The organism is Streptomyces sp. NPDC019396 (genome assembly GCF_040632375.1).
Taxonomy (GTDB): domain Bacteria; phylum Actinomycetota; class Actinomycetes; order Streptomycetales; family Streptomycetaceae; genus Streptomyces.
Window position 1 is genome coordinate 15,983 of sequence record NZ_JBEYBS010000039.1, and the last position, 13,408, is coordinate 29,390.

The window sequence follows — 13,408 nt, forward strand, 5'->3', positions numbered from 1 at the left end:
CCTACCGCGCCTACCGGCACCCTCGCCCCCTGACTCGGACCCGGCCTCACGGCCGCTGGACGGCGTCCGGGGCGACACCGGACCTCCCGACCGGGCAGCTTCCAGCAGGGCCGCAGAACGGCGCTCAGGGCCTCCCGCGGCGCCCCACCAAGGAGGTCGGCGGGCAGCAGAACGGGGGCTGGCCGGACCCTTTCCAGGTCCGGCCAGCCCCCGTTTGCGTCGGGATCAGATCCGCGCCAGGGCCCCCTTCGAGTCGAGCGCGTCCAGGTCCGCGATCGGGCGCCCGAAGGTGTCCAGCAGCTTGCCCTTGCCCTTGTCCTTGGCGGCCTTGGCGGGCGCCTTCTTCTCCGCCGCGGCCTGCTGGGCGGCCTCCCAGCGCTCCATCGCTTCCTGCATGTAGGTGCGGGCCGTCCCCTGCGACGTCAGCCCCAGTTCAGCCTGCACCTGGTACGCGACATCGGTACGGGTCCGAGGGGTCACCGCCGGACCGAGCAGACGGGGTTCGCCCTGCTCGCACAGCTCGTGCACCCGCTGGATGAAGCGCTGCTTCAGCGAGCCCTTGGCCAGCGGCGCCGACGACTTCGACGCCTCCCTCGGCTTCGGTGTCCTCGGCTGCTCCGCCGTCCCGGCCGGCGCGGTCTGCTCCGGCTCCGCCTGCTTCGCATCGAGCTGAGCCTGAAGCTGCTCCGCCTGCTCCTGCGAAGCAGCGATCTTGCGCTCCGCCTCGGTACGTGCTGCTTCGATCTTGCGCTCCGCCTCGGCCCGCTCCGCCGCCAGCCGCTCGGCCGCTTCCCGCTCGACCCGCTCGGTCGCTTCCTGCTTCGCCCGCTCCGCTTCGGTGCGAAGCTGCTCGGCCTGCTCGCGAAGCTGTCGCTCCGCCTCATCGCGAAGCTGCTCCAGCTCCCTGCTCCACCGATCCCGCTCCGCGCGGACCTGCTCGGCGCTCTGCTGCTCGAAGCGCTCCGCCTGCTCCTGAAGCTGCTGCTTCGCCTCGTCACGAAGCTGCTCGATCTGGTCGTGCCACCGCTTCGCTTCCCGCTCGGCCCGCTGCTCGGTGGTCTCCCGCTCCGCTCGGCGGTCCTCCGCTTCACGCGCCGCACTCTGCTCGACGGCTTCACGGACAAGCCGAACCTGCTCGGCCGCTTCCCGCTTCGCCTGCTCTGCTTCGGTGCGAAGCTGCTCGGCCTGCTCGCGAAGCTGCCCGGCCAGTTCCTCGAAGCGCTCGCGCTCCTGCTGCTGCTCCGCCTGGAGCCGGGTGCGCTCCTCCCGCTCCGCCTCCAGCGCGGCCAGCGCCTCATCCCGCTCCTGCTTGGCGGCCCGCTCCGCTGCACGCAGCTCGTCCTGAACCTCGGCCTTCTGCTCCTCCAGCTTCTGCGTGACCTTCTGCTGCAGCGCGGGCAGCGAGACCACGGTGTTCACCACGGCATCGACGTCCGCGTAGTCGAGCCGTCCCAGTCGCCCGGCCTGCATGTGGCCCATGGTCCGCCGGACCACGGCAAGGGCCTGGTCCACGTTGACCGGCGCGTCCGCGCGGTCCAGCGCGACCGCCGCGTCCTCGGTCCGCCGGTCCACCGCCCGGTCGGCCAGCGACTTCCGCCAGCCGAATCGGAACGTACGGTCGGCACGCTTCTGGGCGCGGGCCAGCACGATGACCGCGCGGGCAGCGCGCTGGGCCAGCAGCCGGCGGGAGGTCTCGCTGGTCGTGGACGTCGTGTCCAGGCCCAGCCATGCGAATGCGGCGATCCAGATCCGGCGCCACAGCAGGACGAACAGGCGAAGGGGGCCCGGCCGGACGCCGTCCTCCTCCTCGGCCTTCGCCAGCTCCGCGATCCGCAGGTCAAGGCCGTGTTCCAGCAGCTTGACCGACACCACCGGCACACCGGCCAGGGCCACCTTTGCCCACAGGCCGCCGCCCTCCGGGGCGTGCACCCAGTTCGCCGCCGCGGAGAGGGCCACCAGGCCCCACGCCATCCGGCGGGACCGGATCATGCCCTCGGTCCACCGCGGCACATCCTGGGCAGCCAGCGACCGCGCCAGCCCCAGCATGAGGCCGATCTCCGCGCCGTCGAAGATCGCGATGAAGAAGATCCGCAGCAGCAGCGGCAGCCCGGCGGTGTCCTCCGCGAACCCGTACAGGCCGTACATGCTGACGGACATGCCGCAGATGCCGACGATGGTCCGCCAGCGGTCGTCAATCATGGCCATGACCCGGGCGCGGGCCTCGCTGTCGTCGTCGCGGCGAGCCTTCTCGACCGCCCGCGTCGCCGCCCGGCCGGCCAGGCGGACGACCAAGATCAGCAGGGCCAGGCTCGCCACGCCCGCGAGCACTCCGCCGAGAGCGACCGTCCACGGGGGCACCCCCAGGGACTCCGCCACGGCATGGATGCGGGGAAGCACGTTCACGCCCCCACCTCCGGCAGCAGAGCACCGGAAGGTGCACGTCCACCCCATTCTGGGGTGATACTGAAGTACGACATCGGAGCCTCGTCTCTGGTGTGAGACCCCGGGATGCCCGCCTCCACAAGCTGAGGCACCCCGGGGTTTCGCCTTTGCGTCACAAGAACCACTCTCGCAACATCCCTAATTATGCCTTATTTTGGAGTCCTTGTCAAGCCCTTGATCACTCCGGCACCTTTTCCTTCTTGCCGGGGAGAAAGGCGTTCAGGACTGGGGCGATCCAGGTGGCTCGGGCCTCGAACCCGTACTTGGCTGTCAGGGTGTCCAAGACTTGCAACTGGGCGTACGTCGGGGCGATTTGGATCTGCACGGGCCCCGCACCCAGGTACCGGACTGCTCGGGGGTCCTCCGGAAAGAGCTCGTTCCCGGCCGCGACCGAGACCTTGGACTCCTGAATGATCTGCGGGGTGGTCGAGTTCTTCGCCGCCACGGCCTCCAACACCGCCGATGTGTTCGTACGGCCACGTGCTGCCCGTACGTACCGCTCGAACCGGCGGTGAAGGGCGGGCGAGACGTACAGCGTCGTGCGGTGCTTGGTCTTGGCAAGGGCCGCTTCCGTCTCCCCCTCCTCAGCCTCGACTTCCTCGGCCTCGACCTCCTCAGCCTCGACCGCTGCGGGTGGGTCTGCAGGCGCCTGCGGCGGCGGGGTGTCACCACTGGGGGCGGCCGGCGGCGGTGTCTCCTTGACGTCTTCAGGGCTCTTCGGGGGCGGCGGAGCGCTACCGGTAGGGCTCTGCGGGGGCGGAGCACTTCCTGTTCCGCGGTTGGGGACCAGACCGCCGAGGCCCTGTGCGCGGTTGGGTACGGTGTTCGCCGTCGGCCGGGCGAAGATGGACCCGAGGTTTTCCTCCGGGGTGGTCACGGCCAGACACCTTCCTGGATCATCTCGTTCTGCACCGTCGCCGCCCGGGTGAAGAGTTCTCGCGCCACCACGGCGAAGTCCTCGCTCACCGACGCCGACGTCTTCGACACGACCTGGCTCGCGTCCGCCAAGCCGGCGCGGATCTTCCAGAACTCCGGGTTCTCGGAGGCAGCGGCCTCCAGCTCGTACACCAGCTTGCCGCGGTCGCGGGCGGCCACTGCCACCGCTTCTGCGAAGCGAATGACGTTGTCGAAGATGGGGGCTGCTCCGCCCAGGGTCGCTTCCACGTCGTCGCGAACCGTCTTGCGAATGGCCGTGGCGTTGGCTCCCGTGGCGAAGAGGATGGCGCCCAGAAGAGTCACGTACGGGTTGTACTGCCGCATCGCTGCGTAGTCCGTGGCAAGGGCCTTGAGCCCCTTCTTGCGGCTGGACTTGTCGCTCTTGACCGGCACGACCACCCACCGCGCGGCGCCCAGCGCCAGCTGCATCATGTGCTCGTTCTCGGGCGGGGAGTCGATCAGGATCAGGTCGTACTCCTTGGCCACTGGCTGGAGGATGCGGGCCAGAGTAAGGACGGCCGCAGCTCGTTCCTGATCGTTGATCGGGGAGCCGATGATGCCCGGCACTCGACGCAGCAGCTTGCCGCCCGGGACTACGTCCAGATTCGGCCGGACGTTACGGATGGGCTTGACCGCTTCCTGAAGCGTGATGGCGGTCAGCAGGCCCTTTCCTTCGTCGTCCAGCTCGGTTTCGGCGTAACCAAGTTCCTCTGCCACGTTGCCCTGTACGTTCAGGTCAACGATCAGCACGCGAAGGCCATCAGCCGCCGCGAGACCGCCGATGTTGCACGTGCACGTCGTCTTTCCGACGCCCCCCTTGCCGTTGCCGAAGCAGTAGACATGGCCCAGCTCAGACCAGTTCACCAGCGATGCCGAGTAGGCAGCGATGTCTAGTGGTGTCGCCACTGTTACCTCCCTCTCCTGTTCTGATGGCAGCCTCGCCCGGCCGCACGCGTGGCTACATGGTGGCATGGAGGCTGTACTGACAACCGTCTTTCCCACTGTCTGCTCCGCGTGGTAGCCCGCCTACAACACAACTGGCCACCTCGCTGAGAGAGCAGCAGGGCGGCCAGTTGGGTTGCCGAGGGGCTAGCACTTGTACTGAAAAGCGGGGAGAGAAGCGACTATGACGGCGGGGAAAGAAGCAGGGTCTGACCTGGGCATACACGCTTGCCAGTGCACTGCGTAGGGTAATGGCACACGTAATGGCAAACTCACTGTGAGCTGCACTTGCCCGCTCGATGGCGTGCCCGCTGTTCTGCCTGCTTGCCAGGAATCACCGCAGTACGACGTCCACGACACCGGCAACCAGATGTCCCTGCCTGGCGGCCTTCGCGTACGCCATCAGCGGGGGAGTGACGGCGTGCAGGAGAGTGTGTTCGAGACGTCCCATCATGAGGGTGACTTCGCCTGCCTGCTCGGCGAGCGCCCTCCAGCCCGGCGGGACGTACATGTCGCCGTCCGTCAGCCAGGCATGGGCACTGGAGCTCACCTGTACGTTCGTCCCCGGCCCGATGAGCGCTCGCCACCCAGGGCTTCGCGGTGACGGTTTCCCCAGCGCATGGATCTGATGAAGGCCGTCCCCGAGCAAACTGCGAATCACGGGATCGTAGGGCGGCTCACCGCCCTCCGTGACGGTGACCTCCTCCTCGTAGGCGATCAGGAGGACCGGCCTGGTGCCGGTCGGTGAGGGCAACCCCAGCACCCGGGGGACCAGTTCGGTCTCCCCTGTGAGGGCCAGGTCTCCGGGACCGTAGTCCCGTACCTGCGAGTTCGCACAGCGATGGTGCGCGACCCCCAGGTGGGACAGGCCGGGACTGCGACGTAGCACAACCACGGCCGGCTCCGTCCTCGCGTCGCCTGCGGTCCTGCACTCCACGCACTCGAACACCGCGACGCGGCTCTGGAAGTCCGCGGCCTGGTTCAGGCCCACTTGGTCGATGACGTCGGAGGCGATGGTGACGCTGGTGGTCATCTGGTCAGTCCTCCGGGTTCTGCCGTGCACTGCTGACGATGTGGGACCAGGTCCCGGCAGCTCCACCGTGCTCGCGGGCGAGCTCGCCGGCGAGCTTGGCGACGGGCATGTCGGGGTTCGCCTTCAGCGCCTTCCGGGCCTTCTCCAGCCGCTCGTCCCCGTCGTAGGGGTAACGGCGCGTAGTCCCGGCCGTGCCGGCAGGGCGACCGCCACCACTCCGCTCGCGGAGCTCCCCGTACTTCCAGATGTCCCCGCGGCGGTAGTAGCGCTTCACGCGGCCGCTGTCGGTCTTCTCCTCCCTGATGGGGTCGGGCCAGTGATTCGGCTTCCTGGTGGGGTACTTCGTGATGCTCGTGGGCTCCATCTTCAGCACCCGTGCGGCCTGCGAGAGCGTGATCTCGTCCTCGGCGTTGCCGCTGCGGTCGATCTCCGTCCGCCACTCCTGTCCGGCCTGGTAGCCCTTGTACCAGCGGTCCCATGCCTTGGAGTTCCAGTACATGGTGTTCCCGACCGTCTTCTCCGGCTCGGGATGGCCGTTGGTCTCCCGTTCCCGGTAGAACAGTTCGAGCGTGCTGCGGCCCAGGCCCGTGCGTTCCTGCAGTTCCGCGCGGCTCTCCAGCCCCGCGGTGCCGGTGAGGTCCTTGTACCAGCGGCGCCAGTCGGCGTCATACCAGGCCAGTTCCCGGCCGGCGGCGTCCGGGACCGGCTCGGGGTGCCCGTTCGTCTCCCGCTCCCGGTACAGCTTCTCCAGGTACGTGAGGCTCAGGTCGTGCTTGTCCGCGAGCTCCCTGCGGGTCGATACCCGACGCCCGTTCAGGATGGCCATGAGGGAGTCCTCCGTTGTATTTCCGTCTCGCGACGGGGCTTCAGTCGTCATTGCCCGCCCCCTGGTCACGGTGGTGCTGGTCGTGGCCGGCGGCGCGGGGCAGAAGTACCACGCCGGACTCCGTCAGGCCGTGCTCGACCTCCGGCTCCTCGTCCGGGTCCTCGGCGCCCTGGTCCTGGTCGACCTCGTGCTTCCAGTTCATGACGCCGGACTCGATCGGCCTGGTGATCGTGTCGATGTCCTGGCTCTGGATGGTCGCCGCCCAGTCCTGGGCGCCGTGGGCCGTCTCGTCCGCGAGCTGGATGAACCAGCCACCGTCACGGGGGAGGGGGCCGTCCTCGATGCGGTAGAGCAGACCGTGGTCGGCACCGGCCGTGTTCCCGGCGTGCAGGGTGATCAGGTCGTCAAGCGCGGGGGCCGTGTTCAGCTCCGCGTCGTTTACCATCATGCGTAGATGCCTTCCTGGTATATGGGCTTTGTTGAAGGGCCTGGGGCCAGGGGGCTTCAGGGCGGTCAGCACTACTGCCATTGGGCTGACCGTCCGCCCCACTTCCTCCCGCGTCTCCGCGGAAGAGCCGAGCATCGAACCTCTCGGCTTCACTAATCGTGCCTTACTCGGTTACTGCGTGTCCAGTCGTTCGGCGGACCCGGTCCGATCGAGCGACCGCACTGCACCGGCAAACCGCTCTTAGCCTGCCGGAATCCCTAATTATGCCCGCTCCGGTTGAGGGCTACAAGCCACAAACCCCCAGCTCATGGGCTTGCCGAGACGGTTGGGTCGACGTTCGTTCGACTTCTCTTCATACCTACAGGACCGCCTCCGGCGGGGGCCCTTACTCCCAAGGGGGCGGGGGCTCCGTCACCGTGTGCGGGCCGTGGGTGGCTGGGGTGGAGGGGTGGCCGGGGTCTCCCCTCGGCCGGTCGGTCACCCGGAGGGCTACCCGGAACCCGGCGGGGCCGCCAGGCCGGGCCGCTTCGCGGTCGCTCCGCGAGCCTGGCACCCCCGCCGGAACCCGGGCACGGGCGAGCCTGCCCGACCGACCGAGGGGAGCCCCCGCCCACCGGGCGGAGCCGTGGCGGACGCCGCTGGGCAGTGCTCAGGCCGGCGCGACACGGCACCGGGTCAGGTACGTCTCGACCATGCCCTCGCGGACCGCGTTGCGCACGACCCGGCCGGTGACACGGAGCCGTTGCCCCTCTTCGGGGAACGGCTGGGTCATCGAGTCCCACGCGTACCGGCGTCCGGCGCCGTCGGTGAAGCGAACGCGGCGGCGCTCGCCCCACTGGCTCGCGAGCGGGCTGACCTCGGTGACCGTGGCCGTGATCGACTCGCGGTCCTCCGTGGTCAGTCGCCGCTGGGCTTCGCGCAGGTACATCGGGACTGCGGACACCACCAGACCGATGTCCGCCGGTGCCAGGTCCTGTGCGACCGCGCGGGCCAGCTTGCGGCGGTAGTCGCTCGCGGCCGCGTCACCGTGCAGGCACCAGTCCCGGACCGCGGCGGCCGTGGCCTCGACGTTCCCGGCTACCCGGAGGTGTTCGTGCAGCTGGTCCAGGGCCTCCCGGCCGGCGCCGCCCAGCAGCAGGGCGCGAACCTGTTCGGCGGTCGCCCAGCCGCCGCCACGCTTGACGTACCCGGCCTGGATGGTCAGGGCGACGGCGTACTCCAGGACCTGGTCGACGTGGAGCCGCAGGTCCGGCGGCACTTCGCCGGGCTCGTACGGCTCGGCTGCCAGGCAGCAGCGGATCAGGTCCCACAGGTCGCGCAGGACGGTGACGGGCAGGTTCGCGTACGGGCCCGCGCACGTCGTGCCCAGCTGCATCGTGCTGCCGTCCTCGTGCCGCAGGAGGTAGCTGGTCAGGGCTCCGCGTTCCCCGCAGGCGTCGCAGTGTGCGATGCGGTCGGCGGCCTCGTCCTCGAACGGCGGGAGCGCGGTCACGGTGTTGCCCGCCGTTCCGTCGTGCTCGACCTGGGCGATGACGGTCCAGCCCTGGAACTGCAGGAGGGGGAACGTCGCGGTGACGTCCTGGACGGCCACGGTGCCGATGGGGACGCCGTTGACGTCGGGCCACGGCATGGGCTCGACGGGTCCGCGGGTGAGGTGGCATCCGGTCAGTCCGTGGGCCCGGGTCTGCCGGTCCGCCTGCTCGATCGCCTCGCGCAGGGCTGGGAGCTGGTCGTTTCGGACGGGGAAGGTCAGGGATGTGCTGGTCATGCGTTCTCCGTAGGGGGCGACACGGCCCGGCCGTGGGAGACGGCCGGGCCGGCGGGATGGATCAGTGTCGGTGGACCGGTTCGGCCCGTCCCCGGGGAGAGCACGGCAAGCGCGGTGGGGCTCATCGCGACTCCTGGACGTTGAAGGTTCGGGGCTGCCGAAGGAACTGCCACACCTTCGAGCGTTGCTAATTCTGCCTTATATGCTGAACGGGGTCAATGCCGTTCCCCCTGTTCCGGGGCTACATCGTCAGGGTGCAGGTGTCGCATCCGCCGGTGGCGTGCAGCAGCGGGACGGACCCGGTGCGGGCCTTGGACTCGTACGTCGGCGGCCGCCGGAGGGCGGCGTGCACGTCCCGTTCCATGCGCTCGAAGTCGGCGTTCTCCTCGACGCGGACGCCCGGGTCGGGGGCGTCCGGGCGGCGGGACTGCTCGATCAGCTCGGCCATCGTGATGTTGGGGTTGAAGGGGACCTGGCGGACGCGCTCGACCAGTGCGCACAGCTCGGCAAGCCGGGGCCGGCGGGCGACGCCCAGCAGCAGATCGCGGTGGCTGGCCAGCGTGCAGGTCGAGCAGGAACAGCGGCTGGACCCCCGGCGGTCCCCGGCGCCGGGGTGGGAGTCGTAGCACCAGTGGTACGGCACCTCTTCCGCGAGGGTCCACGCCCACACGTCGGCGGTGCTCACCTGGTGGGCGGGCAGCCACTCGTCCACCACCCGGTGGCTGTTGTCGGTCGTGCGGCGCCACACCTGCCGGTTGCGTCGGTCGCGACTCTCCTCCGCCCTGAGGCCGAGGACGTTGGCGAACATCAGGGGCCCTTGGACTTCCTTGCGCAGGGCGCGGACCTGCTCGGTGAAGGCGCCGAACACCATCTTCGTCTTCCACGGTCCGGTGCAGGTGCGGGCCTGGCCCAGCCAGGGCCAATCCCCCCGCTCGGCGATGAACGTGAGCAGATCGAAGGGGACCGTGCGGCCGTCGACCTGCCGGGTGCGGCGGACCTCGATGTGCCGCTCCGGCGGGACGCCGAGAATCTGGCTGTGCTGGGCGGCGAGCTCGCTCGCGCTGGGCCACCGCACACCGTCCACGGTGACGGCGGGCCACTCCATCGGGCCCAGGCTGGCGTGGGCGGTCCAGACGCGGTCGGCGACCCCGGCCCGGCGGGCGGCGTCCATCGCCTTGGCGCCCGCGATCACGCCGTCCTTCCCGCCGGACAGGTTGATCACGATGCGGTGCCGGGTCGCGGCGAAAGCGACCGGATCGGTGTAACTCATCTTGCTCTCCTCGGTGTTGGGCGGGCTCCGGCGGTTCCGGAGCCCGCTGGGTGGTTCAGGCGATGAGGGTCACGCCGCCGACGGTCTTGGCCCGGCGGATCAGCGGCTTTCCGCCCGTGGGGCGTGGGGGTTCGGGCGCGGGCAGCGGCCGGAGCGGGTTCCAGCGGGTGCCGACGTCCCCGGTGTGCCGGGTCCACGCCTCCTCGAAGTGCTTGCGCTGCTTGTCGCGGACTCCGGCCGGCGCCGCGACGGCGAAGGCGGCGGCCGCCGGGAACCCGCCGTCGGCGGTGAGGTAGTGGGCCCGCTGGATGCCGGACGTCTCCCCGCGCTCCAGGGCGAGCCCGTGACGGGCGGCGAACTGCCGGATCAGTTGCTCGGCGGTGCGGCGGTCGCCTTCCCACACGGTCCGCACCGACCGCCAGGCGGGGCCCTTCTTCGCCGGTCCCCGGCATTCGCGGTGCCCGGGGCACCAGGGCTCGAAGTCCCCGGCGGGGTGGTCGGCCCGGCACTGCTCGGTCCGCGGCTGTCGGCACCACCACTTCGGTGACCGGCAGGACCGGCCGTGATGGGTGCGGCAGTCCGGCGTACGGGCCGCGTAGTAGATCCTCCGCACCTCGTAGATCGCGTACGGGGCCTGGTCCAACGACTCCTCGAAAGCCGAGAGCACGGGGTGGTTGCGGCCGTCCTCGGTGAGCCTGCGGTACAGGCTGTCCGTCCCGTACAGGCTGGAGCGCTCGTTGAGCGCCATCGCGACGTGCTCCATCCGCAGGACGTCCGCAGCGATGTGCGGGTGGTCCCGCAGACGCGCCTCGTGGGCCTCCCTGCTCGCGCACACGCCACTGAAGGGGCACTGCGAGCAGTACGACTTCTTCACCGGCTCTCCTAGCCGTTCCAGGACGAACCGCTCGACGTCCGCCCGGTCCTGGCGGGCCAGGATCAGGGGATAGAACGGCTCGCAGATGGTCCGGCCCGCGGCCCGGTTGTGCTCGCGCTGGATGCGGCTGTCCTTCTCCGCACGCTTCAGCTCGCCGTAGTGGTAGCCGATCACCCGGCGGTAGCTCGCGCCCCCGAACTCGGCCTCCGTCCACTGGTCCAGCACCCATCCCTTGAAACGGATGCTGCACGTCCTACGGCCATTCGCGATCTGGGGGACGGTTCCGGCCTCCCGGAGCTCGTCGCTCAGACGCCACGGCCCCCGCGCAAAGATCCGCCGGGGAGACCGGCTGTCGTCCAGGACGACAACGCCGTCCGCGTCCTGGCGGCCGGCGCGGGCCACCTGCACTAGCCGGACCCCGGCCCGGCGCAGGCGGGGCAGGACCAGCCGGTCGACGTAGTCCAGGGTGTCCGGCCATTCGTCGCCGGTGACCGCGTGAACCACGATCAGGTCGGAGAGGTCGGGGGCCAGTCCGTACCGCTCGGGGTGATCCAGGAACTCGATCAGGATGGCCGTGCTGTCGGCTCCGAGTCCGTAGCTCAGCACGGTCATCCCGGAGGACCGGCCGAACGTGGTCCGCTCCGAGGGCTCGGGCAGGTCAAAGAGGGCTGCGGGCAGGGCAGTTGCAGGCACGGAGAACTGAATCCTTGGGTCGGGTGGCTTCGCGCCGGCGGACGGCGGCGGTCACGGCGGGCGGCTCGATCGCCGCCTGTGGCCGGGGGCACGGACGTGGGCCCGTGCCCCCGGTTCAGGTCAGCCCTTCTGCGGAGGCTTGACGATGTCCCGCATCACCGCGGCGCGGGTCGGCGCCGCCGGGCAGGGACCGAGCAGCCGGGTCAGGTGACCGCGCAGGGCCTCGATGTCACCGGCCTTGCGGGCGCTGTCGGCCTCGTCCAGCAGGCCGGTCACCGCCTCGCGGTCGGTCGGGTGCCCGGTCTCGCACGGGCACTGGGTGGGGCGCTTGCCCACCAGCTCGGCCACGCGGGCGGCCTGCTCCTCGAAGGGGACCGTGCACCCCTCGTGACGCCACGCGGGACGCGGCGTCGGGTCGCCGTTGCGCCCGCGCAGGTGGCTCCACCAGCGGTTCCCGACCCAGCCGCAGATCAGGTCTTCCATCTCGAACGGGTTGTCCGACCCGGGGTAGCCGTGCTTGGGGCTCCACGCGATTTCATCGAGCCGCCCCAGGCAGATGCCCGCGCTCAGGATGTTGCGCCGCGTGGGCGCCATCCGCGGGTGCAGCCACGGGACGATGCCCTCCGGCGCCGTGTCACCGGCCTGTTCCGTCTGGGGGAGGGCGGCGCCGGACTGGGTGACGGTGTCCAGGTGGGCGGCGGCCTTGTCGCGGTCCTCGTGCTGGCTCTCCTCGACCTGGCCCAGCACGCGCGCGTGCCAGTCGCCGTGCCAGCGGTGGATGTGGCCGATCAGCTTCCCGTCGACCGTGACGGGGTACCGGCCGTCCGGGGTCCGGTCGCCGATGCGGTACCGCTTCTCCGGGGTGTCGGGGGCGTCGTTCGTCGCCATGTCGTTGTCTCCCTGCGTTGAAGGTTCGGGGCGGGCTTCTGCCAAAGCCCTTGCGGGGTGGGCCCGCCCGGCTGCCACCGGGCGGGCCCACCGGAGTCCTACCGGCGGCGGTGCTTCAGCAGCGCGCTCAGGCTCGGGGCGGACGGCCGCGCGTTCTGCGGGTGCCACCCCTCCCGGAGGAAGGCGACGGGCCGGTTCTCGCAGTCGCGCACGATGACCAGGTCCGGGCTCGTCGCGACGGTCTCGCCACGGCGGGCGGCGCGGACCAGGAGGTCGCGCACCTCGTAGCGGTCGGCGCTCTCGGGCGCGGCTCCGGCGGAGCCGGTGAACAGCGGGCTGCTCACCCAGCGGGCCGCGAGGGGGATGCTGCGGGCCTCCGCGAGGGTGGGCGTGTGGTGGTCGAGCATCCCGGCGGGGACCGGGACGATCGTGGTGACCACGGTGCCGTCCTCGGCGTCGAGCAGTCGGACCAGCTCCGAGTCCGGGGACTGACGGACGGTCAGCTTGTCCGTCACGTCGGCCGCCCGGACGGTCCACCACGTCTCGTTGACGTCGGCGGCGGTCGTCACCAGCCGGGGGCGCCCCTCGGTCCACACGTAGGTGGTGGACAGGTAGAGGGCGAATCCGCCGATCTCGCGCGGGGTCTCGGTCTCCAGCTCTGCGTACATCGTTGCTCCCGTGTTGAAGGTTCGGGTTGTCGGGGAGGACTGCCATCCCCTTCCGACATCACTAATCATGCCTTATTTTGGGGTAGAAGTCCAGCCCTGGAGACCCTCCAAACGAGTGATCTATATCACACGTTTTCGCAGGTCAGGGGCGGTTTCCACCCCCTCCGGGCGAGCCTTGCCCGGCGGCCCGCCACGGCTCCGCCCGGTGGGTGGGGGCTCCCCTCGGTCGGTCGGGCAGCTCCGCCCGACCGCCGGTTCTGTGGGGGGTGCCAGGCTCGCGAAGCGACCGCGAAGCGGCTCGGCCTGGCACCCCCCGCAGGTTCGGTGGTAGCCCGAAGGGTGACCGGTCGGCCGAGGGGAGCCCCCGCCCACCCTCACCCCAGCTACCACCGGGCCTCAACTCGCCATGCACCCCCGCCCCTTGGGAGTGAAGGGCCCTCGCCGGAGGCGGTCCTTTGTCCTTCGTCACCTGGTGCTGCCCGGCGGCGGCGCCGGTCGGCGCGGACGGGTCCGGCGGTCCGCGCCAGCGGACCCGAACGGGAACAGCCGCCCCGCCAGGGGCGCCCGTTCGGCCCGACGAAGGAGGGCCCGGTCCGCGCCAGCGGACCCCGGCCGCCGCG

General features: G+C 70.5%; 11 protein-coding genes. All 11 read right to left on the reverse strand.

Translation table 11 applies throughout. The features are described 5' to 3' along the window. Positions 1-225: 225 nt before the first annotated feature. Complete coding sequence (locus tag ABZ532_RS29335; protein WP_361290323.1) at positions 226-2,403, reverse strand: hypothetical protein; 2,178 nt, start codon at positions 2,401-2,403, stop codon at positions 226-228. A gap of 217 nt (positions 2,404-2,620) precedes the next feature. Then, on the reverse strand, positions 2,621-3,319 hold the full coding sequence (locus ABZ532_RS29340) for a hypothetical protein (RefSeq protein ID WP_361290326.1): 699 nt from the start codon (positions 3,317-3,319) through the stop codon (positions 2,621-2,623). After that, positions 3,316-4,284 (reverse strand): ParA family protein, encoded by a 969-nt coding sequence (locus ABZ532_RS29345; RefSeq protein WP_158708983.1) that lies wholly within the window; start codon positions 4,282-4,284, stop codon positions 3,316-3,318. The genes ABZ532_RS29340 and ABZ532_RS29345 overlap by 4 nt, the downstream gene beginning before the upstream one ends. Before the next feature lie 370 nt (positions 4,285-4,654). Then, positions 4,655-5,353: a hypothetical protein gene (locus tag ABZ532_RS29350; RefSeq protein ID WP_361290330.1), complete on the reverse strand. Its 699-nt coding sequence runs from the start codon at positions 5,351-5,353 to the stop codon at positions 4,655-4,657. Between the two features lie 4 nt (positions 5,354-5,357). Continuing rightward, positions 5,358-6,179 (reverse strand): hypothetical protein, encoded by an 822-nt coding sequence (locus ABZ532_RS29355; protein ID WP_051820341.1) that lies wholly within the window; start codon positions 6,177-6,179, stop codon positions 5,358-5,360. A 40-nt stretch (positions 6,180-6,219) separates the two neighbouring features. Next, positions 6,220-6,627, reverse strand: coding sequence for a DUF6211 family protein (locus ABZ532_RS29360; RefSeq protein ID WP_361290334.1), 408 nt, complete (start codon positions 6,625-6,627; stop codon positions 6,220-6,222). A gap of 649 nt (positions 6,628-7,276) precedes the next feature. Continuing rightward, a complete protein-coding gene (locus ABZ532_RS29365; protein WP_361290336.1) occupies positions 7,277-8,395 on the reverse strand; it encodes a hypothetical protein in 1,119 nt (372 codons plus the stop codon). 241 nt (positions 8,396-8,636) lie between these two features. Beyond that, positions 8,637-9,665 carry a phosphoadenosine phosphosulfate reductase family protein gene (locus ABZ532_RS29370; RefSeq protein WP_361290339.1) on the reverse strand — a complete coding sequence of 343 codons (1,029 nt, stop codon included), beginning with the start codon at positions 9,663-9,665 and terminating at the stop codon, positions 8,637-8,639. Positions 9,666-9,720: 55 nt separating this feature from the next. Beyond that, positions 9,721-11,232, reverse strand: a complete 1,512-nt coding sequence (locus ABZ532_RS29375; protein ID WP_361290342.1) for a hypothetical protein — start codon at positions 11,230-11,232, stop codon at positions 9,721-9,723. A gap of 120 nt (positions 11,233-11,352) precedes the next feature. Next, a complete protein-coding gene (locus tag ABZ532_RS29380) occupies positions 11,353-12,120 on the reverse strand; it encodes a hypothetical protein (protein WP_030795420.1) in 768 nt (255 codons plus the stop codon). A gap of 98 nt (positions 12,121-12,218) precedes the next feature. Next, positions 12,219-12,788, reverse strand: coding sequence for a hypothetical protein (locus ABZ532_RS29385; protein WP_030795422.1), 570 nt, complete (start codon positions 12,786-12,788; stop codon positions 12,219-12,221). Positions 12,789-13,408: the final 620 nt, after the last annotated feature.